This is a genomic window from Bacillus stercoris (assembly GCF_029772985.1).
Taxonomy (GTDB): domain Bacteria; phylum Bacillota; class Bacilli; order Bacillales; family Bacillaceae; genus Bacillus; species Bacillus stercoris.
The window spans coordinates 1627151-1648547 of record NZ_CP121861.1; the positions used below are offsets into that span (position 1 = coordinate 1627151).

21 protein-coding genes and 7 pseudogenes are annotated in these 21397 nt (G+C 39.5%); 14 read left to right on the forward strand and 14 right to left on the reverse strand.

Annotation, left to right across the window (positions count from 1 at the left end; all coding sequences use genetic code 11):
- Window positions 1-25: 25 nt before the first annotated feature.
- The 3 genes and pseudogenes from QA442_RS08390 to QA442_RS08400 form a co-directional block, all read right to left on the reverse strand.
- A pseudogene (locus QA442_RS08390) lies at window positions 26-218 on the reverse strand (DJ-1/PfpI family protein); the annotation flags it as partial.
- A 112-nt stretch (window positions 219-330) separates the two neighbouring features.
- Window positions 331-630: a spore coat protein gene (locus QA442_RS08395; RefSeq protein WP_014480385.1), complete on the reverse strand. Its 300-nt coding sequence runs from the start codon at window positions 628-630 to the stop codon at window positions 331-333.
- 15 nt (window positions 631-645) lie between these two features.
- Window positions 646-843, reverse strand: a complete 198-nt coding sequence (locus QA442_RS08400; RefSeq protein ID WP_014480384.1) for a hypothetical protein — start codon at window positions 841-843, stop codon at window positions 646-648.
- A 67-nt stretch (window positions 844-910) separates the two neighbouring features.
- Here QA442_RS08400 and QA442_RS08405 point away from each other — a divergent pair.
- The 4 genes and pseudogenes from QA442_RS08405 to QA442_RS08420 all read left to right on the forward strand — a co-directional run.
- A pseudogene (locus QA442_RS08405) lies at window positions 911-1027 on the forward strand (VOC family protein); the annotation flags it as partial.
- Window positions 1028-1175: 148 nt separating this feature from the next.
- Window positions 1176-1286: pseudogene (locus QA442_RS08410) on the forward strand (hypothetical protein); the annotation flags it as partial.
- A gap of 323 nt (window positions 1287-1609) precedes the next feature.
- Window positions 1610-1969 (forward strand): SH3 domain-containing protein, encoded by a 360-nt coding sequence (locus QA442_RS08415; RefSeq protein ID WP_069839574.1) that lies wholly within the window; start codon window positions 1610-1612, stop codon window positions 1967-1969.
- 51 nt (window positions 1970-2020) lie between these two features.
- Entirely contained in the window at window positions 2021-2377 is a 357-nt protein-coding gene (locus QA442_RS08420; protein ID WP_069839573.1) for an SH3 domain-containing protein, read from the forward strand.
- Between the two features lie 286 nt (window positions 2378-2663).
- Here QA442_RS08420 and QA442_RS08425 read toward each other — a convergent pair whose 3' ends face one another.
- Window positions 2664-3476, reverse strand: coding sequence for an alpha/beta hydrolase (locus QA442_RS08425; RefSeq protein ID WP_095432881.1), 813 nt, complete (start codon window positions 3474-3476; stop codon window positions 2664-2666).
- Window positions 3477-3612: 136 nt separating this feature from the next.
- Window positions 3613-3876 (reverse strand): CD3324 family protein, encoded by a 264-nt coding sequence (locus QA442_RS08430; protein ID WP_040082356.1) that lies wholly within the window; start codon window positions 3874-3876, stop codon window positions 3613-3615.
- 443 nt (window positions 3877-4319) lie between these two features.
- On the opposite strand from QA442_RS08430, the gene csn reads away from it, so the two are divergent.
- The 5 genes and pseudogenes from csn to QA442_RS08455 all read left to right on the forward strand — a co-directional run bounded on the left by csn (window position 4320) and on the right by QA442_RS08455 (window position 8833).
- Window positions 4320-5156 carry a chitosanase gene (gene csn / locus QA442_RS08435; protein WP_095432882.1) on the forward strand — a complete coding sequence of 279 codons (837 nt, stop codon included), beginning with the start codon at window positions 4320-4322 and terminating at the stop codon, window positions 5154-5156.
- 195 nt (window positions 5157-5351) lie between these two features.
- Window positions 5352-5594: pseudogene (locus QA442_RS08440) on the forward strand (sigma factor-like helix-turn-helix DNA-binding protein); the annotation flags it as partial.
- 153 nt (window positions 5595-5747) lie between these two features.
- Window positions 5748-6503 (forward strand): metal-binding protein ZinT, encoded by a 756-nt coding sequence (locus QA442_RS08445; protein ID WP_095432883.1) that lies wholly within the window; start codon window positions 5748-5750, stop codon window positions 6501-6503.
- 302 nt (window positions 6504-6805) lie between these two features.
- Window positions 6806-7273, forward strand: coding sequence for a MarR family winged helix-turn-helix transcriptional regulator (locus QA442_RS08450; protein ID WP_049141100.1), 468 nt, complete (start codon window positions 6806-6808; stop codon window positions 7271-7273).
- Window positions 7274-7423: 150 nt separating this feature from the next.
- Window positions 7424-8833 carry an MDR family MFS transporter gene (locus QA442_RS08455; protein WP_095432884.1) on the forward strand — a complete coding sequence of 470 codons (1410 nt, stop codon included), beginning with the start codon at window positions 7424-7426 and terminating at the stop codon, window positions 8831-8833.
- A 439-nt stretch (window positions 8834-9272) separates the two neighbouring features.
- On the opposite strand, the gene QA442_RS08460 is transcribed toward QA442_RS08455, so the two are convergent.
- From QA442_RS08460 to QA442_RS08475, 4 genes and pseudogenes are all read right to left on the reverse strand, one after another.
- The gene (locus QA442_RS08460) at window positions 9273-9980 is read right to left on the reverse strand and encodes a YrpD family protein (protein WP_041521391.1); all 708 of its coding nucleotides are present in this window, start codon (window positions 9978-9980) and stop codon (window positions 9273-9275) included.
- 396 nt (window positions 9981-10376) lie between these two features.
- The gene (gene murI, locus QA442_RS08465) at window positions 10377-11174 is read right to left on the reverse strand and encodes a glutamate racemase (RefSeq protein ID WP_069149941.1); all 798 of its coding nucleotides are present in this window, start codon (window positions 11172-11174) and stop codon (window positions 10377-10379) included.
- A 331-nt stretch (window positions 11175-11505) separates the two neighbouring features.
- Window positions 11506-12549, reverse strand: a complete 1044-nt coding sequence (locus QA442_RS08470; RefSeq protein ID WP_095432885.1) for a nitronate monooxygenase — start codon at window positions 12547-12549, stop codon at window positions 11506-11508.
- A gap of 100 nt (window positions 12550-12649) precedes the next feature.
- Window positions 12650-12760 (reverse strand): annotated as a pseudogene (locus tag QA442_RS08475) (LysR family transcriptional regulator); the annotation flags it as partial.
- A 242-nt stretch (window positions 12761-13002) separates the two neighbouring features.
- Here QA442_RS08475 and aadK point away from each other — a divergent pair.
- From aadK to QA442_RS08500, 5 genes and pseudogenes are all read left to right on the forward strand, one after another.
- Entirely contained in the window at window positions 13003-13857 is an 855-nt protein-coding gene (gene aadK, locus QA442_RS08480; RefSeq protein ID WP_071581491.1) for an aminoglycoside 6-adenylyltransferase AadK, read from the forward strand.
- A 287-nt stretch (window positions 13858-14144) separates the two neighbouring features.
- Entirely contained in the window at window positions 14145-14648 is a 504-nt protein-coding gene (locus QA442_RS08485) for a DinB family protein (protein ID WP_071581490.1), read from the forward strand.
- Window positions 14649-14977: 329 nt separating this feature from the next.
- Window positions 14978-15133, forward strand: a complete 156-nt coding sequence (locus tag QA442_RS08490; RefSeq protein WP_176465956.1) for a hypothetical protein — start codon at window positions 14978-14980, stop codon at window positions 15131-15133.
- A 45-nt stretch (window positions 15134-15178) separates the two neighbouring features.
- Window positions 15179-15550 (forward strand): YrdB family protein, encoded by a 372-nt coding sequence (locus QA442_RS08495; RefSeq protein WP_095432908.1) that lies wholly within the window; start codon window positions 15179-15181, stop codon window positions 15548-15550.
- A gap of 229 nt (window positions 15551-15779) precedes the next feature.
- Window positions 15780-16347: pseudogene (locus QA442_RS08500) on the forward strand (cysteine hydrolase family protein).
- Between the two features lie 250 nt (window positions 16348-16597).
- On the opposite strand, the pseudogene QA442_RS08505 reads toward QA442_RS08500, so the two are convergent.
- From QA442_RS08505 to QA442_RS08525, 5 genes and pseudogenes are all read right to left on the reverse strand, one after another.
- Window positions 16598-16740: pseudogene (locus tag QA442_RS08505) on the reverse strand (acetyltransferase); the annotation flags it as partial.
- Between the two features lie 83 nt (window positions 16741-16823).
- A complete protein-coding gene (locus tag QA442_RS08510) occupies window positions 16824-18323 on the reverse strand; it encodes a glycoside hydrolase family 32 protein (RefSeq protein ID WP_095432886.1) in 1500 nt (499 codons plus the stop codon).
- Entirely contained in the window at window positions 18316-19572 is a 1257-nt protein-coding gene (locus tag QA442_RS08515; protein ID WP_095432887.1) for an MFS transporter, read from the reverse strand. Before QA442_RS08515 ends, QA442_RS08510 begins: the two co-directional genes overlap by 8 nt.
- Before the next feature lie 31 nt (window positions 19573-19603).
- Window positions 19604-20452 (reverse strand): carbohydrate ABC transporter permease, encoded by an 849-nt coding sequence (locus QA442_RS08520; protein WP_069149933.1) that lies wholly within the window; start codon window positions 20450-20452, stop codon window positions 19604-19606.
- Complete coding sequence (locus QA442_RS08525) at window positions 20449-21387, reverse strand: carbohydrate ABC transporter permease (protein ID WP_069149932.1); 939 nt, start codon at window positions 21385-21387, stop codon at window positions 20449-20451. Before QA442_RS08525 ends, QA442_RS08520 begins: the two co-directional genes overlap by 4 nt.
- Window positions 21388-21397: the final 10 nt, after the last annotated feature.

The window sequence follows — 21397 nt, forward strand, 5'->3', positions numbered from 1 at the left end:
CCTGAACAGTCTGTGCCTTCTCGTTTTATTTTAACATATTTAATGATTCGCGGTTAAATGCTTCCAAGTCATCTGGTGTTCGGCTTGTGACAATGTTGTGGCTGACGACTACTTCTGCATCCTTGTCGTTTGCCCCGGTATTGATTAAATCTTTGCGGATGCTGCGATAGCCTGTGATATCTTCGCCTTTTTAGAAGGTCCGTATCAAGGTGAATCTTTTTACACTCATGTGGCCCGAAAGATGAAAAACAGTGCTCATAGCGACTAAAAAAAGCTGAGGAGCAGTTTTGGTCAATCAAGACTGTGCCTCAGCAAATCAATCATTGTCTATTAAAGGGTTGGCAATTGGATCGCCGTATCAATATTTTGTAAATTCAGCTTGACTTGCTCGTCTGTATTCCAAGGATGGTACCAGCCTTTTTCCATCATATAGCTTGAGAGTTGTTCATGCATATCGAGTGCTTCTTCCAAATGGCGGATAAGGACCTCTTTTACTTCAGGTGTTCCGGCTTCAGTGGCTGCCATCGCATAATTTCTGACTCCGTTTTTTGCTGAAATTAATAAGTCCATAGCAATGATTTGGTCTGTCAGAACATTCATGCCAGTTAGATATTCTATGATAGGATTCATGATTTATTCATCTCCTCATTCGTGCTTTGCATTAGATAAAATAGAGGCAAATTCCTGCAGCTGCCGGGTGGTGATGTCAACGTCTTGCTGCATGATTTCTTTCAGCTTCGGATCAGATACCAGTGCTTTCATTGTTTTAGATTTCGTCAAACAGAGTGTCTTGAAAGCAGTCATTTCCTGAACCTCAAGCACTTCGTGTAAGGCGTATTCCATTTCTGTCACCTCCGTTTTTTAAGGCTTTAACACAACTTTGATACAATCATCCATTTTTGCATCAAAACACAAAAAAGGAGTGAAATGTGTGAATAAACCGCATGATCGCAAGGAATGGGGTGCCCGAGTTGCTCACTTCAGAGATCCAGATCATAACCTGATTGAAATATATAAAATGCTATGATTTTTCGACTTGCAACATGATAGAATCAGCTTTTGATAACGCACCTTGTTCTTTTTATATACGTTCTAGAAAAGAAGACAAAGCCATCACACCCTTTGGACACTGAACTTACAGTATTTACGCTGGTTTGTTTGGTGTTCGTTTTTGATTAGATGAAAAAGGAGAAGTATCCACGAATCGAGGAGAAGCGCGGATACAAGGCAGCAGTACACGGATAGAGTTAATTGGTGGAAATGAACCGCATGATCCAAGTCCTTAATATCAAGCCTGACTGCCATTTATTTTGTATCTTTAATTGTCGAAAACATAGGAATAATTCCACTTTTGAAAGATCTAGTTTATGGTACATTGATACATATGTGGAAATGAACCGCATGATCCAAGTCCTTAATATCAAGCCTGACTGCCATTTATTTTGTATCTTTAATTGTCGAAAACATAGGAATAATTCCACTTTTGAAAGATCTAGTTTATGGTACATTGATACATATATGGGAGGGGAGGGGGCATGTTTCTGAAAGTAGATCTTGTAACTGGATTAAAGTAAGTCAAACGTACGGCATTTAAAGGGGAGGGTATAAGATGAATAAGCTAAAGAGACTAGGTATGCTAATGGTAATGATCGCATCATTGTTCATTTTTTCTAGTCATGCACTTGCGGCTCAGTATTATACGGTTTCAACAAGCAGCGGTGCGCCTGTAAATATGCGCAGCGGCCCAGGTACAAGTTGGGGAATTGTAACGACCATTCCGAGCGGAACCCGCATCCCGATCTATTGCTACAAAACCGGTACAACTGTAACTGGAAAGTATGGGACGAGTAATATTTGGAATTACACAGAGCGGACGCTTGCAAGCGGCGAGATCGTTCCTGGTTTTGTCTCTGATACTTATATGTATACAGGCTCAGACGGTCCGGTTGTTCCTAAATGCAGCTGGTAGCATTGTTCTATTGATTCCTAAAATGAAGAAATTGAAGAAAGAGGGATGACATTGGCTAAACTGAAAAAGCTCAGTATGTTAACCGTTATGATTGCATCATTATTCATTTTTTCCAGTCAAGCGCTTGCCGTTCAGTACTTTACTGTCTCAACAAGCAGCGGTGCGCCTGTAAATATGCGCAGCGGTCCAGGCACAAATTATCCTATTATGCTTTCCATTCCGAGCGGCTCCCGTGTTCCTTATTATTGTTATGCTTATGGAACAACAGTGACTGGGAAGTATGGAACGAGTAATATTTGGGATCAAATCCAATGGAAAGATTCCCGGGGGATCGTAAATATTGGATATGTGTCTGACACGTATGTGTACACAGGCTCAGATGGCCCAGTCGGTTACAAATGCAACTAGCGATATACGGATCTCCCTCTTAGGGTCTATCAGAGAGAAACCATACCAATCACAATAGTTGGTATGGTTTTTGCTATGCTTGCGTCTTCTATTCCTGCATTTGTGGTGATTTTCAAAGTAGCTTCATGATGTTAGACACTGGTTGTTGGTGAGGACAAAATAACTAGCCGCTTTAGGGTTGTATCTAATGCTCTAAAATACGAAATGAAGATAGGGAACATCTCACATTGCCGTTCTCGTTATTGAAAAGTTCTCCTGGTCCTATTATGAAAATTTTAATCAATCCTTAACCCGTATGTTTATTTTTTTCTAACATGTCGTGTAACCTCTCAGAAAATTCTTTATGATGCATGGTGTACCCCGTATGATTTCCGGGGAATTCAACCAATTCTGTTTCCAAGTGTTCTGCTAGGGCGTTCGCGCAGCGATAAGGAAAAAGCTCCCGTGAAGCACTTCCGCCAGCTGGGATTATCTTCACCGATGCAGATGTAAACACAGTTTTTAATGCTTCGATATCTAATGTATAGTTGAGAATTCCTTGAATTTCATAATCAGTGAAATACGTTGAATTGCCGAGGAGCCGTTTTGTCAGGACATTCTTTGATTGTTCGTCAGTCTCTAATCTTGCTATTAACTTCGTGACTTCACCTCGATGATTTATCTTAAGGTCCTCCATGAATTGCTCGGCTTGTTTCAGCTCATTTCCATGCAGAAGCTGCAATAGGATTGGTTCGTGCGGGATCATGACACGTACTTGTTCAGGGTGGCGTATGCACAGATCAAGCCCTATAACAGCACCGGAGCTGCTTCCAAATACATAGGCCGGCTTATTGGTGATTTTAGCTAGAAGACGGTGGGCATCGTCGCTGTGTGTTTCCACACGGTAATTCTCAACCTGATGGGCGAGATTGCTGCGGGAATGGCCGCGGCGATCGTAAGTAACAACCGTGTACCAGTTAGCCAGATGATTGGCAACATGATGGAACTTGTCGGCATCACCGCCTCCGCCGTGGACCAAAAGAATGATTGGACCTGTGCCCCGCACCTGATAGTGGATGTTGGCGCCGGGTACTTGCAACGTTCCATTGTTTATCGTCATTTGTAAAACCTTCCTTTCTTCTCATCTCCCTTAACTTTACACAATGAGCCAATGGGATCATATGCAGGAAATAACTAAGAAACAAACTCGCCATATAAAAAGCACTGATTATATTTCATCAGTGCTTCCGTTTGGTTTATTTAGAGTAGACAATTTTTTTTATTGTTTCATCAGAGAGGTGATATTCCTCAGATAATTGATGAATGGTTTTGCCGTTTTTAAATGCTTTTTTAATAGAAGCGTTTCTGTCATCGATCAGCTTTCTTGTTCCTGAACACGCGCCCCATTTTTGATGAGAGGTTTCAGGTTTAGGAATATATATTGTTTCTCCTTGAACATACTTTTGAATTTCCGATATCAGCTTTTCAGGTAAAATAGCGGTTGCTTTTACATATGCCATTTCTGCCAGCTCCTTATTTTTTATGTTAAATAAGGTGCAAAGCCACTATATCAGAAAAGCTTACTTGGGCGATCTTTTAGAAAGTCTACCCCATGCAAAGTATCGCCTTCCCAATAATAGGCTTTGCATGGGACGTTGCGGAATCTGGCATTCTCATCTTGCTTGCCATTTACATCACCTCCATACCTATTTTCGATGATCATTTCCATTATAAATTAGAGTAAAGCTTTATGGCATCTTGTTAATGAAAGTTGAAGCAGTATGAAAATCAAAGGGGGAACTTCCAAGTAAGAAGGGCTGAGGCTGATTGGCAAAAAATAGTAAGATACAAGTTATATCACTTTGGATTCAAAATATTGACAAAACAATGTATTTTCAACAATAGGATAGCCTCTTCATGTATACTAAGTCTGGATTTACAATATTTAGAAGGAGGCAATAAAATGAATATCAGTTTGAAGAAAAAAGCGGGCTTCTGCAAAAAGGCAGCGATTTCATTACTTGTTTTCACCATGTTTTTTACCTTGATGATGAGCGAAACGGTTTTTGCGGCGGGACTGAATAAAGATCAAAAGCGCCGGGCGGAACAGCTGACAAGTATCTTTGAAAACGGCACGACGGAGATCCAATATGGATATGTCGAGCCATTGGGTGACGGGCGAGGCTATACATGCGGACGGGCAGGTTTTACAACGGCTACAGGGGATGCATTGGAAGTAGTGGAAGAATACACAAAGGCAGTTCCGAATAACAAATTGAAGAAGTACCTGCCTGAATTGCGCCGTCTGGCCAAGGAAGAAAGCGATGACATAAGCAATCTTAAGGGCTTCGCTTCTGCCTGGAAGTCGCTTGCAAATGATAAGGAATTTCGCGCTGCCCAAGACAAAGTAAATGACCGTTTGTATTATCAGCCTGCCATGAAAAGATCGGATAATGCCGGACTAAAAACAGCATTGGCAAGAGCTGTAATGTACGATACGGTTATTCAGCATGGCGATGGTGATGATCCTGACTCCTTTTATGCCTTAATTAAACGTACGAACAAAAAAGCGGGCGGGTCACCAAAAGACGGAATAGACGAGAAGAAGTGGTTAAATAAATTCTTGGACGTACGCTATGACGATCTGATGAATCCGGCAAATCATGATACCCGTGACGAGTGGAGAGAGTCGGTTGCCCGTGTGGACGTGCTCCGCTCTATCGCCAAGGAGAACAACTACAATCTAAACGGACCAATTCAGGTTCATTCAAAGGAATACGGTCATTTCGTAATCAAATAAGCATTGAATAAAGCGGCATCGTTTCTTGCCGCTGCATTCTCCGCATGATGTGAAAAAGACAAGAGACAAAAAAGCTCTTGTCTTTACTATATATGATCGTTCAGCATAAATATTTTAGAAAAATGTCAGTATCAAGTAATGAATGTATCACCAGGCGTGTGCTTCAGGTGTCTCTCCTCCAGGTCCGGGAAAGATACTTTGTATATTCAATCGACCATCAAACGGTTGCCTGAAAAGTATCGAGAGGCGCTCGAGTTAACTGAATATCAGAGGTTATCACAAAAAGAGCTGAGTGAAAAGCTCGGCATTTCTTACTCGGGAGCAAAATCAAGGGTACAACGCGGAAGGGGAAAATGAAAACAGCTGCTTGAGGGATGCTGTCATATTGAAGCGGATCGATATGGAAATATCGTAGACTTTCGTTTTTTAAAGGAATAACTGATGAACAAAGTCAGTTTTCTAAAGTAAATTGGCCATCTGCTGCCAGATACGATTCTGCAATAGGAAGATGATGTTCCCGTTGATGTCGGCAAGAGATAGATGTATAATATAAATCGTAATGTTTTCGATTTAATAAAAAGGAGTGTTGGAATGAAGATTTTATTTGCAAAGAGGTTAGGTATATTAGCTATAGGTTCATTACTCGTATTGGCAGGATGTCAGACTTCCGATTCATCTAAAGGTGAGTCTAATCAAACAACATCATCCTCAGCAGCTGAAGAAAACTCTTCCAAAGCGCAAGAGCACACATCTGAAAGTCACACACATGAACATTCTCACGATCATAGTCATGCGCATGATAAAGAAACAGAAAAAATATATGAAGGCTATTTTAAAAACAGCCAAGTAAAGGATCGCCCACTTTCTGATTGGGAAGGAGATTGGCAATCTGTATATCCATACCTGCAAGATGGTACTCTTGACGAAGTGTTTTCATATAAATCAGAACACGAAGGCGACAAGACAGCTAAAGATTATAAAGAGTATTATAAAAAAGGTTATCAAACAGATGTTGACCGTATTGTAATCCACAAAGAAACTGTAACCTTCTTTAAAAATGGAAAAGAATATTCTGGTAAGTATACGTATGACGGGTACGAAATTCTAACATATGATGCGGGCAATAGGGGGGTAAGGTACATATTCAAACTAGCTAAAAAAGCGGAAGGGCTTCCTCAGTATATCCAGTTTAGCGATCATAGTATTTATCCGACTAAAGCTAGTCATTACCATCTCTATTGGGGTGATGATCGTGAAGCTTTACTTGATGAAGTCAAAAACTGGCCTACCTACTACCCGTCAAAAATGGATGGGCACGATATTGCCCATGAGATGATGGCTCATTAAATGATGATTATTCTATGAAGTATGGTGCTCTTTTATCATAAAGTATGGAATGAAATGTTTATACGCCCCTGTATTAGCTGCTGACCCTTCGCCAGCAGCTTTTTGTCCTCTTTAGTTTTTGGCGTTTTTTCTCTCCGCCGACGGTGATTTCTAAATTAAGGTGGTCTATAAGCCCGACAGCATCCAATTAAAAGTCAAGGGACTGCCCTGATGTTACTAGTTATCATTTTCTCATTTTGTTGAAATAGAAACAAAAAATGAATATAATATGGCTAGTGCACCAACTGGTGGGAGGGCAGGCCATGAACAAAGAAGAACAACTCATATTGAATTTCAGAGACTTATTTAACAAGATGGTGTTGCTTAATAAGTCTAAGATGGAAGAAAGTTTGAAGGGGTACAAACCTTCTGAAGTACATTGTATTGAATCCATTGGGAAAAATGCTGATAGCAATGTGAGAAAACTTGCGGAGTCCCTTTATATGACGAGAGGTGCCATAAGTAAATTAACTAAGAAACTGATAAAAAAAGATCTTATTGAAAGCTACCAGAAGCCGGATAATAAAAAAGAAATTTATTTTAAGCTTACTGCGCAAGGAAAAGTAATTTATAACATCCATGAGGAACTCCATAAAGAGTTTCGAGAACGGGACAAAGTCGTTTTTGAACAAGTTACCGAAGAACAATTTGACAGTATGCTTAGCTTCGTGGAAAAGTACAGCAGGCATTTGGATACTGAAATAAAGAAACAGGGAATAGCTGTTAATTAAATCGGATAAATAGAATAAAGAAACCATAGTCAGCCCAACTCTATTGTGAATGGGCTGTCTTTTTTATTCTTAATTTTGTTGACACGGAAACAATATGGTGCTATCTTTTTGTTGATGTGGAAACAAAATGGTTTCTGAGAGGAGAATAATATGTCAAAAGATCAAATAAAGAAATCAGGCTTATCGAAAGAAATTCTCTCGGCTGCCTGGGCAATTGCACTTGGAGCAATTGCCCCAATGCTTGATTCAACTATGGTAAACATCGCCATTGACAAATTAAATAAAGATTTCAGCACGACGTTGGATACCATTCAATGGTCCATTACAGGTTATGTTTTAGCCCTTGCTATTGCAGTTCCTGTATCCGGATGGCTTATGAACAAATTTAACGGAAAGAAAATCTTAATCGGTGCAGTCATCGCCTTTGGTGTAACTTCTGTTTTCGCTGGGGTTAGTTGGAATATTTCTAGCTTTATCTTATTCCGTTTACTTCAAGGGTTTAGCGCTGGAATTATTACCCCGCTTATGTCAACGCTATTGGTTAAAACAGCAGGCCGAGAACATATAGGGAAGGTGATGGCTATTGTCAGCACACCAATGATTTTGGGCCCAATCTTAGGACCTGTAATCGGGGGCTTCATCGTCCAAGCTACATCATGGCATTGGATTTTCTTCATCAACGTGTTCATCGTTTTGATTGCTGCACCACTGATGATGAAAACTCTTCCAGACTTTGAGCCATTCAACAAAAATAGCAAACTTGATATTTTTGGAATTATCAATTTATCCTTAATGAGTGCAGCAATGATATACGGAATTACGAAAGCAGCGGACCATGCATCATTTAACAATAGCGAAACAATCCTATGGGCGGGCATCGGCCTCGCATTAGCTGTAATTTACATCGTATATAACCGAATCAGAAAATATCAAACCGTACTCCCCATAAATTTGTTTGCGCACAAAAACTTCTTAGCATCCAGCGTCGGGTTATTATTAGCGAATATTGCCGTCATGGGACCCATGTTAATACTTCCATTGTTCTTTCAAAACTTCCGTCATTTCACAGCAATCGAAGCTGCGCTAGCATTAATCCCTCAAGGAGTCGGGATGCTTGTTACTCGGCCAATGATTGGAAAAATGATTGATCGGATCGGTGCGAAATACGTCGTTATGGCCAGTCTTGTTCTTTCGCTTATCGGGTCTATTCCACTTATCTTTATCACCGATAAAACGAGTATGATTTGGATTTCCATCATATTATTCATCCGTGGGACCAGTTTTGGAGGAATTATGCTTCCATTGACGAGTGATGCTTATACAGGACTTGGCAGCAAACAACTTCCAGAAGCAGGTGTCGGTATTCATATTATTGAGAATCTTGGTTCGAGCTTTGGTACGGCTGTTATCGCCACTGTGGTCGCAACTGTCATGCAAGGATTACAACCAACGATTGCGAATGGCTTAAAAGGTTACCATGCTGGGTTCTTAGTATCCACCATTGTCCTTGCTGTAATCTTCATCCCAAGTCTATTCCTCACACATAAAAAAGCTAAATAAGCAAATGAGAATTGGTGATTATTGGATTTGTATACTTGTATCAATCGGGAACTAAAAAACTCTGTGCTTACTAGTACAGCGGAAATCAGAGGGGAAGCTAAAGAACATATATTAGAAGAGATGCCCTATCCTTTAAGAGAGCGGTATGCATAGTTGACAACTGTAAAAAACAGATGAAGAGAATGTAAAGGGGAGCCTTAATTTTTCGCGCTTATCACGTAGTAAGTAGCTGAAAAGAAGGAGAATACAGACAAGTGATTCGTTTTAAAAAGAACCGCCTTCGACCTTAATAAGTTGAAGCGGTTTTTGCTGTACAAACAGTTAGCTGTCTTGGCTACCGGGCGGGCTGCTTACCAAAGCTAACTGTTAAATTGAAATGAAAAAAGGGCCTTTTAAAGCCCCTTTTAAGCCAATTGCCGCACTGGTTGCTCGACATGTTTTAGTTTTTCACAACGGACAAACTGACACTGTTGCCTGAGACTGTTACTTTAGCAAAGTCTTGAGTATCAATCACAGGTGTTATGGCTTTGTTGTCGATGGTGATGTTTGTAAAAGATGTTGAAAAATTTGATTTGATAGATTGGCGTGACCCTGTTGTTGCAACTGTAGCGAGTGCTTTCCATTTAGAGATGGAGCCGACATTTGTTTTGCTGATTTCTGAAATGAGACGGCCGTTGTATCCCGCATTGTTCGTGCCCCAGTAGGTAGCGCGGGTATTGCCGTTAAGATTTTTGTAGATGGTAAGTTGTACGGTGCTGCCTGGACGGAAACCTTTCGTATTCGTGAATTGGCTTCCACCTTCGAGGTACTGAACCTGATCCTGTCCTTTTGAACCAACTTTCATATATGGTTTCCATACATTATATTTTTCACTGTACTGAAGCCCGATATCGGATTCTGTGCCTCCGCTAAAGCCAGAGTAGATGTAGGCTGTCCCATTTGAAACTTGAACGGAGCTAGGAAGCTGGATTTTCGTAACTAGAATGGCACCGGTGCTGTTCAAGTAAGCCCTCCCGCCGATTCCATCAGTTAGCTGTGATGCAGCTTCTGCGGTTTTTGGGCTAATCATACCCGGCACATCTACTGCACATGTGCCAAAAAGCACGGTTGCCGTAAGCACACCCGCAAGCAGTCCTTTTTTCATCATCATTGTTTCCCCCTATCATTATAATTAGAAAACGCTATCATCTTGTATTATAAAACATTATGAAAAAAATTCCATAATAAATATGCAAATAGACACAGAATTTACACATTATGACTTTATAGATCTGGCAAACGGTTGATTCGTAATCTCAAATAATGTCCTATGAAGTGCAAAATGAACTATAAATTTCCAATTGGTGCTTGTGCTTAAAAGAAATTCAATATAGAAAAGGGGGAGAGATAAGAGAGGGAAAAATATAAACATAAGAGGGTAATGAAGTGGGCTTTTGAAGCCCACTTCTTAGTTCATATTTCCCTTCGGAAGACTGTCTCTATCATTTTGTACATTTACTGAAAACCCATAATTTGCATTGTTTATAACCAGGAGCCCTTACATTCAATGCCCAACATGACTCCTTTGATTTTCATCTAATATTTCAAACAATGTTTTGTACTTTAATACGATTTCGTGGTCATCGACTTTATGGCCTGAATTGAAAAAGGTGATTGAGCCCGATCCTTTACCAAGCTGGTTACGCTCTGCAAGTATTTTCTTCAACTGATTTGCAGTACCGACGCTGCCTGAAATAATATCAACTTTTTTTCCAAACAGTTTTTCAAAACTGTTTTTGAAAAACGGAAAATGAGTGCATCCTAACACAATGGTTCCGTATTGTTTCAAATCAAAAGAAGATAGTTCATTCTTTAGATATTTAATGATCTTGTCTTCATTAAAATCAAAGTTCTCAGCAAATTCAACTAGCCCTGGAAGAGCTAGGCAATCAACGAGGTCATGGTGATCAACTTCTTTTACTAGATGATGAAATTTCTCTTCTTTAAGCGTCAAATGAGTAGCAACTACGAGAACTCTTTTCCTTTCCTCCTCACAGTTTTTTATAGCAGGTTTTACAGCAGGCTCTATTCCGATTATCGGAAAGTCGAAGTTTCTCCGAAGATCTTCTATAGCTATGCTAGTAGCTGTATTACATGCAATAACAAGAGCTTTGATATTTTGACTGGCTAGAAATTCAACTGCATTAAAAATATATTCTTTCACTTCTATCTTTGATTTTTCACCGTATGGAACATGTAAAGTGTCCGCATAAAAAATGTAATCTTCATAAGGAAGAACTTTTATGGCCTCATACAATACAGTCATTCCACCTATTCCAGAATCAAAGAAACCTATTTTCATAACTTTTCACGCTTTCTATCTAATCTTTTTTTATCATATGACTTCATATCATTTGAATCAAATGAAAAAGGCTGATTTTAATATTCGAGTTAAATATGGGAGCTATCGATTTTTTGAATAGGCAGCAAAACTTGAGAAGAGAGAGAAGACCAATAGTGAAAACTTGGTGATGTAAATGTGGCGAAAACATCAAGGTCGCACCAACCAGTCAAGTTTTCGGATTCTGGGCTAGAGTCTGGATGATTTTACGGTTCAGGGTGCGAAATCACAAAAAAAAGCAAACTGCCTGTCGGAGTTTGCTTGTTGGCTCTATCCAAACAATGAGCTGCACCTATATTTTTATATCCTCTGGGCAAAGCTTATGTAAAAGCTGCCTAACCGACATTTCCTCAGTTAATGATCGTATCCCTTGACCTGCCCATAAAGACATCTGATCATGGTTATTTTGAAGTGAAGCCTGCTGTCTCATTGCCTTTGTTAGTGTATTTTGATAGGGATACGGAAGGGTTTGTGTCTCATACTGTTCTTTTTCTTCCATCCATTTATTTACGATTCCTCTGGCCTCTTTACCTGAAAATAGTTTCGTAAGCTTTGTATCTGCTTCGTTTGCCTCTCGTATTCTCTGTTTATGCACTGGATGTGCGCTGCTCTCGTGACAAATTAAAAAGGCAGACCCAATTTGAACGCCTTGGGCTCCAAGAGTTAAAGCTGCTTTTACTCCTCTGTGGTCTATAATTCCCCCAGCAGCTATGATAGGTACACTCAATGCATCTGCTGCTTGTGGAATCAGAGCCATTAAACCTATGGCAGATTCACCTTTGGAAGGTAAAAATGCTCCGCGATGTCCACCGGCTTCGCTTCCTTGAAGGACGACGATATCCATTCCCCGTTCCTCCATTAACAATGCTTCTTCCACTGTTGAAGCGGTTCCAATTAAACAGCATCCAGCAGTTTTTAGCTCCTTGACTGCGTCTTCCGGCGGCAGATCAAAAGTGAATGAGCAAGCCTTTACCTTGTATCTTAAAATCATATCAATTTTTTGATAGAAATCATCCCACTCTTCTTGCACAGGTGTGAATTGATTTGCTTGATTCGCTAACGGTATGTTTGCTTTCCACTTTTTAACCTGGTCTTCTGGCGGCATTTCTAGACCTAGCGGAACAAACACATTAATTTGAAAAGGAGCGTCTGTCAGCTCAAACATTTCTTTTATTTGTTGTTCTAGCAGTTCTGGTTTAAGGTACCCCGATGCTAAACTACCAAGAGCCCCTTGATTTGAAACAGCAGATGCCAGTCGAGGCTTTGTAATGCCGCCAGCCATTGGAGCTTGAATAATCGGTTTTGTTAAGGAAAGCTTCTTCATAAATTCATTCATACCGAATCCCCCCGTTAAGACATGACTTTTGAAAAAGTGTCATTTCTCATTTTCCTCAAAAACTCGTATTCGCTTAAATATATCGTTTTCCTTCTTTTTGTCAACCAATGTTTTTCTGAAAATGATCTCTCATATTCGTTAAAAAAGCAGTTAAAGCAGGGGTAATGGAAGTGTCTTTTCGCCTGATAAACATGGTTGATACGAAAGAATAATAAGAGAACTTCATGTAAACTAAAGCTTAGAAGACTAAAGCATTTCGTGAGTGGCTCATATACATAAGGTTGTAAATGACGTGCACAAAAATATATGGATGACACCTTACATAAAATTGGAAGATGGAACTGACAACCATTGATAATGAAAAATCTTTATTTCATAATAAAATCAATATTCGGTTTTAGAGTTAGATGTTAGGCTGTATAAAGAAAAGTCTGAAACGGAGGAATACATGCGATGCGAAGTGAACAGGAAATGATGGACATGTTTTTAGACTTTGCTTTGAACGATGAGAGAATCCGATTGGTCACTTTAGAAGGGTCACGTACAAACAAACATATTCGCCCCGACAACTTCCAAGATTATGACATTTCTTATTTTGTAACTGATATAGAATCTTTTAAAGAAAATGATCAGTGGCTCGAGATCTTTGGGCAGCGCATTATGATGCAAAAACCCGAAGATATGGAGCTTTTCCCTCCCGAATTAGGTAATTGGTTTTCATACATTATTCTTTTTGAGGATGGCAACAAAGTAGATCTAACCCTTATTCCAATTCGTGAAGCAGAAGATTATTTTGCTAATAACGATGGTTTGGTTAAGGTCTTGCTCGATAAGGATACGTTCATCAGCTATGAAGTGACCCCAAATGACCGCCAATATTGGACGAAAAAACCGACTGCAAGGGAATTTGATGATTGCTGTAATGAGTTCTGGATGGTTTCGACTTACGTAGTCAAAGGATTAGCAAGAAATGAAATCCTTTTTGCCATTGATCATTTAAATGAAATCGTCCGTCCTAATCTATTGAGAATGATGGCTTGGCATATCGCATCCCAGCAAGGGTATTCATTTAGTATGGGGAAGAACTATAAGTTTATGAAACGTTACCTTTCAAATAAAGAATGGGAAGAACTCATGTCTACCTATTCTATGAGTAGGTATCAAGAAATGTGGAAGTCTTTATTTACTTGCTATGCATTATTTAGAAAGTATTCAAAAGCTGTATCAGAAAGTCTTGAATATAAGTATCCTGATTACGATGAAGGTATCACTAAGTATACGGAAGGTATTTATTGCTCAGTAAAGTGATAAGAATATAGATCGTCTTCATATGATGTTTGATTCTGGCTGATATGTAGAATTGCAGTATGATTATCATCAGTTCCTGTTTTTATTTCACTCATACTATACTTTCCATTATTAAATGAATAATATGCATTCACGAGCTTATCAGCATGTTAGTGTAAGCATGGAGTTTTCAGTGATTCATTTACTAGGCAGCACGCTTGTTAAATTTTTGTTCTTTTTAAAGAAATGGTGCATTATAATAAACCTATAGATATAGAAAAAACAAAAGAATAAAAAGGAGGATTTTTGTGTTTCAAACCTTAGAGCATTTTTTGAAATCTTGGGAGTTCGAAGCAGATGCTACACAGAAACTATTAAATAGTCTGACTGATGAATCACTTAAACAAGAAATAACTTCACAAAATTGGACTCTAGGCCGTATTGCTTGGCATACCGTTGCTGCCATTCGCATCATTACCTCAAACACAGACTTAACGTTCCAAGCCCCAGCTGAGGATTATCCTGTTCCAACTTCTGCTCAGTTTATTGCTGACAGCTATCATCAAGCCAGTAATGCATTTGTACAGGCATTAAAAACCCAATGGACTGACCATACACTTCAAGAAAATATCAACTTTATTGGACAACAAATCCCTAACGGTTCACTTTTGATGTTTTTGATTCAACATCAAAATCACCATCGAGGACAAATGACTGTTCTCATGAGACAAGCAGGTTTAACTGTTCCAGGTATTTATGGTCCAGCAAAAGAAGAATGGACAAAATTTGGTTTGGAAGCCCCGAAAATGTAATCAAACTTTTTATAAAAAAGTTACGCTATGACAACATATTAGAAGATGTTTTGATCATTCTCTTTTCAAAACATGTTCTTTTTTTGTGCGTTTATCAACGATATTTTCCAAACGCTTCAAATAACAATGACCTTCCGCACCAATGATGTAGGTATGATTTCTCATGCTGAAGGCAGGTTATTACCGCGTCACCACCTAAATTCATACAATGAGTAAAGCCTCCCAGCGAGAAGCGAGGTCAACATAGTCATTACTTCGTTCGACAAATTCTGCAAATCGTAGACAACCTCCTGATTATTTGGATAATTAACTGGATAGGAGGGGGAAAGTTGTTATATTTCATTATACTTATCATCGTTCTATTAATCGGAGCATTGGTAACTGCAGCAGTCGGTATCATCTCTTCAAAAATGGAGGTAACCTCGCCGAAAACCACAATTGAATCTAAAGAGGAAGAACAGAAAAGTTTTTATACACTGAAATAAAGGAGAGAAAGAGCATCTCCTACGGGGGTGTTTTTAATAGAGGAGTTGGAAAAACTGAATCAGGCTAATTTACTTTTAAGATTCATCCTTGAAATCGCTGCACTAATCTCCATAGGAGTGTTTGCTTGGATAAGCTTTAATGGTTATTTTAAATATGTTTTCACTTTGGTTTTACCTATTGCAGTTATGATTGTCTGGTCTGTATTTGCAGTACCTCGTGATCCTAGTCGAAGTGGACAAACTGTAATACCTGTAAACGGGGTAACAAGGTTAGTTATTGAATTATTGATCTTTGCAATGGCTGTTGCAGCGCTTTATTTTAGTCACTTAAAACCAGTTGGCATTATCTTTTTATGTCTTATCATACTGCACTACATCATTTCAGCTGAGCGTATCAAATGGCTTCTAAATCAATAGTCTTTCATTTCAGCACTCCTTATGAGAGTGCTTTTTATTATTCTCTGTCGATTCAGTGGTTTCCAGATTAGATATTGGCGGTTAATGGCTTGGACACAGTTGCAGTTTAGAACGCATTTTCCAATAAGGAAGGCGCTCATTTGAAATTCATCATTAAACAATTATACAAAAGTAAAATTTGTATTTAAAATGTAGTGATAAATAGAAATTCTGCGTAGGAGGGTATCTTGTGGAAGAAAGGAAAAAAGCTTTAATCATTGTGGATGTACAAAAAGCCTTCGATGATAAAAAATGGGGGGGAACGAAATAACGTAAAGGCGGAAGAAAACATTAGTAAAATACTGAAATTATGGAGAGAAAAAGGATGGACAGTCATATACATACAACACACTTCTGATAAACCTCATTCTTTATTCCATCCAGAGAATGAAGGGTTTGTTATAAAGGAAATAGTTAAGCCTATGGATCAGGAAGTCATTATAACCAAGAAAGTAAATAGCAGCTTTATTGGTACGAATTTAGAAGAATACTTAAAATTAAATGAAATAACAACTGTGGTAATAACTGGTTTAACCACGCCTCACTGTGTATCAACAACCACAAGAATGAGTGGTAATTTGGGGTTTGATACATACCTGATTTCAGAGGCAACAGCAGCCTTCGGAATGAGAGACCAAAATGGTACATATTATGATGCCACGACTATTCATAATATATCTCTAGCTACATTGCATAATGAATTTGCCACAATAGTAACAACTGATCAATTAATAAATGATTTTATAAAAACTCACTGATGAAAACATTTAACAATAAAGCGGCAGGCGCCTTTCCAATAGGAAGGGCGCTGCACAAATAGCCTGCCCTTCGCCTTGATTGGCTCATTCATTAAGATATATGGGATGGCTGGGACAATTAAACCCCTTCTGTAGCAGAAGGGGAGGGGTACATTCAGTTACCTCATTTTAGATGTTTCAGCTGATGAAACAAAATAAAGCCTTACTGATTTAAGGATCAAACTCCTTTATGGATCGAAACGCTAGTGTATTATATTTCGAGATGTTTAATTAATTTAGCTGGGTTGCCCCCAACTACAACACATTTTTAGCAACAACAGAACCAGCAACAATAACCACATTGTTACCTATCGTAACTCCTGGATTCATGACTGAACTTCCTCCAATCCATAGGAGTGAAGGATTTTTAAGTTTTTATTTTTCTTTGATTTCTTTCCTAGCCGAAATAAAGTTATGGAATGAAATCAATCAGTGTTTTACCGATGCAAAATATTTTCTTCAAGTGATTCATTTTCCTTCCAGATGTCTTTTAAAGTCCAATAAGTGAATTCCTCAACCCTTACAGCGCCTTTCTCAGAAAAAAGCTCAATGCCCAATCGATCTTTTTTCGGGTAAATGCGGCTAGTCATCGTTATTTCTCCGTGGTTTGCGAATACTTCGATCGAGGATCTGTCAACAAATAGACGCAGTGTCAGCTTTCCATTTGCTTCTAGCGGCGCATGTCTCACACTGTCTCGCGATTTCCCCATCTTAGAGCAATCGAGTGAGAGCTTATGATCAGTTATGCTGTATTTGATAGCCGTTTCTTCTTCTTCAAGGCCGCGAATTTTCAGCCCTACTGATTCGGCACTGCAATCTGTTAAGTCATACACAACTTGAATTTCAAGAAGCTCTTCGGCTGTTTTTGCCAGGTAATTCTCTGAAATCAACTGATTAGCACAGTCCAGATGTTTTGATTTTCGCAACAACCTAGTTTCTTCCACTGGATTCATCAAAATTTTATGATCATCCCGCAATGTTAATTCTCTCGGTAATGTCAAAGCACCGCACCATCCATCTGCTTTTGTCGGCATCTCTGACTCCCACATATCCATCCAGCCTATGGCAATTCTGCGTCCTTTATCATCTAAAAACGTTTGTACAGCATAGAAGTCATGGCCGTGATCCAGCTCTGTAAAAGCACCGTACACAAATTTGTTTGTTTCATCATTATATTCTCCAATTAAATAGCCGGTTTGATGCAAATTCTTATATAAATCACCGTCTGCCTCAATGCCCTGCGGAGAAATCAGCAAGACATGTTTGCCGCCCAATTCGAAGAAGTCAGGACATTCCCACATATAGCCGAGATCTCCATCACTTTGGGCAAGAACACCTTTGTATTCCCAATCTCGCAAATTAGGCGAGCGGTATAAAATAACTCGTCCGACGTTTTCTTTCGTTGAATTTCCGACTACCATATACCAGCTGTTACGATCCTTCCATACTTTGGGGTCGCGGAAATGGCGGGAGCTGTCTGCCGGCGGTTTCGCAATGACAGGGTTTTCCTGAAGTTTTTCAAACACGATCCCGTCTTGACTGACAGCGATATTTTGATTTTGATAGAAAATGTCTTTCTCTTGATCTATCACATTATGACCTGTATAAATTAAAGCCAGTTTTCCGTTATAATCTACTGCGCTTCCTGAGAAACAGCCGCTTTTATCAAAAGAGTCACCGGGAGCTAAAGCGACCGGAAGATGTTCCCAATGAATGAGATCTTTGCTTTTTACATGGCCCCAATGCATTTGTGCCCAATTTTCATCATACGGATGATGCTGATAAAAAACATGGTATTCTCCTTTATAGTGTATAAGACCGTTCGGGTCATTTATCCAGTTTGCCCGAGGCATAATATGATACCCTAATCGATAACGAGTGTTCATCTTTTCCTCCGCTTTTTTCAACGCTTCTTCTGCCTGTTTGATTCTATCCATTTGTGACATCCTCTCTATATCTGTTTTTTTGAAAAGGTGAAGCATATCCAATACCTTTCTTCGAATCTAATAAAGTGAAAATTGAAATAATTGTGAAGCACAAAGCCACAGTTCCCATGAAAAGATATGTGTGACGGAAACCTATACTATCGTATAAACCACCCGCAATCGGAGAGAAAATCGATGTACCTACTTGAGATGCAAATTGAAAGCCGACAAGGTAAAGAACGGATGAAAGACGTGTATCAAAATTCGCGGCTAAATATTTGAAAATCGCAATCAGCATGATTGGCAATTCTAAAGCATGAATTAGTTTCATCGATGAAATTCCGAACGGCCCGTTGACAATTCCAGACCCAATAATACGGAAAGACATCAAAAGCCCCGCGAGAATCAAGCTTTTTTTAGGGCCAAGTTTATTAACGATAAAGGGGGCCAGAAACAACATGCCTGCCTCAATAAATACTTGAAATGAGTTTAAATATCCAAATATCTGATTCCCCATAGCCGATGTGGGAAATAAAGAAGCGTAGTAAATCGGGAATTGCTGATCATAGACGCCGTACACGCATGTCACCCCGATTACGTACAACATTAAAAACCAAAAGTCTTTTAATAGAAAGAGTCCTCCTACGTCTTTTAACCGGATCGAATCCGCTCTTTCCTTATCATAATCCGTCATCTCAATTTTTATGGACATCATAATGGCCACCAATATGACTGCTGAAAGGGAAGCAATCCAGAAATTGATATTCGGATTGATATTGAACAGCTGTCCTGCAAAAAAAGTTGCTACCGCCCAGCCGAGTGAACCCCACATCCTTGTCTTGCCGTATTCAAACTGATATTTTCGGCTGACCTTTTCAATATAGGTTTCAATAGCGCCAACTCCCGCAAGAAAAGCAGTTCCTAGATAAATACCGCCGACAATAGCGCCAAGGAAGACATCATATTGTAAAAGAGGTCCGTAGATAAAGATATAAAACGGACCAGTAAAAACGATAAGTACACTAATGATAAATAATATGTTTTTCTTCAGCCCAAGTTTATCAGAGATAAAGCCGTATATAGGCTGCATGCACAATGTAAAGATAGCGTTTACAGAAAAGATAATCCCAGTCGCCGACCCATTCAATTTGACTTCCTGTCCCAACCAAATTGCAAACAAAGAGTAGCTGGAAGACCATGTGAAAAAGAAAAAGAATAGATAAGCACTCAGTTTCCAATACAGACTTTTTGAGCCTTTCATTTCTACAGCTCCTTTAACCCGACATTGATATCTATTTTATACCAGTCCCTGAACCGCTAAGGCCTTCCAAAATGTAGCGCTGAGCCACAATATAAATCAAGATCAATGGGATGGTGGAAATCGTCAATACAGCCATAACTTGATTTGTGTAGACAGGCTCTGTGCTGTTGATAGCAGTAATCGCAACTTGAATCGGAAATTTCGACTTATCCGTCAAAACCATTAGCGGCCAAATATAATCATTCCAGCTGCCGATAAAGGCTAAGGTTCCGACAGTGGCGACAGCTGGTTTAGACATCGGTATCATAATCCGCCAGAAGATTTGCCATGTATTTGCCCCGTCAAGCTTGGCCGATTCAATCATTTCCTCTGGAATTGCCATGAAAAAGTTTCGGAACAAATAAATATTGAATGCCCCCGCTAATGCCGGCAAAATAACAGCAAGACGTGTATCGACCAGACCGATTTTATGAATAATTGTAAACTGTGAGATTAAAATCGTTTCAAACGGTATAATTAAAAGCGCTAACAAAATGCCAAAGAGCAACTTTTTCCCTGTGAATTGCAGTTTGGCGAATGCAAACCCTGCCATTCCGTTAATTACAACAGATCCAGCTGCTACGCACAAACCATAAAAAAGACTGTTGCCAATATACATAAGCAAATCAAAACGAGTCAGCACTTCCCTATAGGACGAAAACCATTCTGCCAGATGAAGAGAGGGCAGAAATGCTTTGAAGCTGTTCATGTTGTTGTAAATTTCCGCTTCCGGCTTCATTGAGGATGCAATCATCCAAATGAGCGGAAAGATAAATAGAACGGCCAGCAGAACAAGACACGTATACTCCAGAATTGTCAAAGGCCCGAACTTACGTCTCATTGGTCTTCATCCTCCTTAACCAGCTTGCGTTGTGCGAGTGTCACCAATCCAATAATCGTTCCAAATAAGAGTGCGATCGAGCTTGCATATCCGACCATCCGATCGGTAAATCCAGTTTGATAAATATAATAGACAACCGTCATCGTTGAATTGACTGGTCCGCCCTGGGTCATGACCATTGGCTGAACAAGGAGTTTAAACGCGCTGATCAGCGTGGTGATAAAGATAAAAACAGATGTCGGCTTTAACAATGGTAATGTAATGTAAATAAAACGCTGCCATTTATTCATGCCATCTAATTGCGCCGCCTCGTAGACATCCTCGGGAATGTTTTGCAAACCAGCTAAAAAAATCAGCATCTGAAACCCTGCTCCCTGCCAAGCGGAAACGGCAACGATCGTAAAGATTGCTTGCTTAGGGCTCGTCAAGAAAGGCTGTGGTGATAGACCGAAGTGCGCCAATACATTATTGATCATTCCTTCATTTGGATTTAGCAAGTACATCCACAAAACGGAGATGACAACCAATGACATGACGACAGGACTAAAGTATGCGACTTTGAAAAAAGCGTTGGCTTTGCGCTTTTTATTCAATAGGAGGGCAAGCCCGAGCGCTGCCCCGATCTGTAACGGTATCAAAAAGACAACAAATGTAACGGTGTTGCCCAAACTTTTTAAGAATATTGGATCCTGAAAAAGTTTGATGAAATTATCAAAGCCGATAAACTGACGCAAATCAGGCGTCAACAAATAATAATCTGTAAATGCGTAGTACACAGCCATGATAGAAGGAATCACAAGAAACATGAATAAAATAAGCAGCGCCGGTCCTAAGAACATATATGCGACTGCGTTTTCCCGCCAGCGTATTTTATTCACTGTTTTTCTTTCTAATGGAAGGGCCTGTCCAGTCTCTTTCAATATTGTTTTATTCATGGCGTCCACC

Excerpts from the sequence above, each read along its gene's own strand:
- QA442_RS08430 (WP_040082356.1), bottom strand. The coding sequence starts at position 3,876 with ATGGCATATGTAAAAGCAACCGCTATTTTACCTGAAAAGCTGATATCG.
- QA442_RS08400 (WP_014480384.1), bottom strand. The coding sequence starts at position 843 with ATGGAATACGCCTTACACGAAGTGCTTGAGGTTCAGGAAATGACTGCT.
- QA442_RS08510 (WP_095432886.1), bottom strand. The coding sequence starts at position 18,323 with ATGGATAGAATCAAACAGGCAGAAGAAGCGTTGAAAAAAGCGGAGGAA.
- QA442_RS08470 (WP_095432885.1), bottom strand. The coding sequence starts at position 12,549 with ATGAATGAATTTATGAAGAAGCTTTCCTTAACAAAACCGATTATTCAA.
- csn (WP_095432882.1), top strand. The coding sequence starts at position 4,320 with ATGAATATCAGTTTGAAGAAAAAAGCGGGCTTCTGCAAAAAGGCAGCG.
- QA442_RS08455 (WP_095432884.1), top strand. The coding sequence starts at position 7,424 with ATGTCAAAAGATCAAATAAAGAAATCAGGCTTATCGAAAGAAATTCTC.
- QA442_RS08460 (WP_041521391.1), bottom strand. The coding sequence starts at position 9,980 with ATGATGAAAAAAGGACTGCTTGCGGGTGTGCTTACGGCAACCGTGCTT.
- aadK (WP_071581491.1), top strand. The coding sequence starts at position 13,003 with ATGCGAAGTGAACAGGAAATGATGGACATGTTTTTAGACTTTGCTTTG.
- QA442_RS08520 (WP_069149933.1), bottom strand. The coding sequence starts at position 20,452 with ATGAGACGTAAGTTCGGGCCTTTGACAATTCTGGAGTATACGTGTCTT.
- QA442_RS08525 (WP_069149932.1), bottom strand. The coding sequence starts at position 21,387 with ATGAATAAAACAATATTGAAAGAGACTGGACAGGCCCTTCCATTAGAA.
- QA442_RS08445 (WP_095432883.1), top strand. The coding sequence starts at position 5,748 with ATGAAGATTTTATTTGCAAAGAGGTTAGGTATATTAGCTATAGGTTCA.
- murI (WP_069149941.1), bottom strand. The coding sequence starts at position 11,174 with ATGAAAATAGGTTTCTTTGATTCTGGAATAGGTGGAATGACTGTATTG.
- QA442_RS08415 (WP_069839574.1), top strand. The coding sequence starts at position 1,610 with ATGAATAAGCTAAAGAGACTAGGTATGCTAATGGTAATGATCGCATCA.
- QA442_RS08450 (WP_049141100.1), top strand. The coding sequence starts at position 6,806 with ATGAACAAAGAAGAACAACTCATATTGAATTTCAGAGACTTATTTAAC.
- QA442_RS08425 (WP_095432881.1), bottom strand. The coding sequence starts at position 3,476 with ATGACGATAAACAATGGAACGTTGCAAGTACCCGGCGCCAACATCCAC.
- QA442_RS08395 (WP_014480385.1), bottom strand. The coding sequence starts at position 630 with ATGAATCCTATCATAGAATATCTAACTGGCATGAATGTTCTGACAGAC.
- QA442_RS08515 (WP_095432887.1), bottom strand. The coding sequence starts at position 19,572 with ATGAAAGGCTCAAAAAGTCTGTATTGGAAACTGAGTGCTTATCTATTC.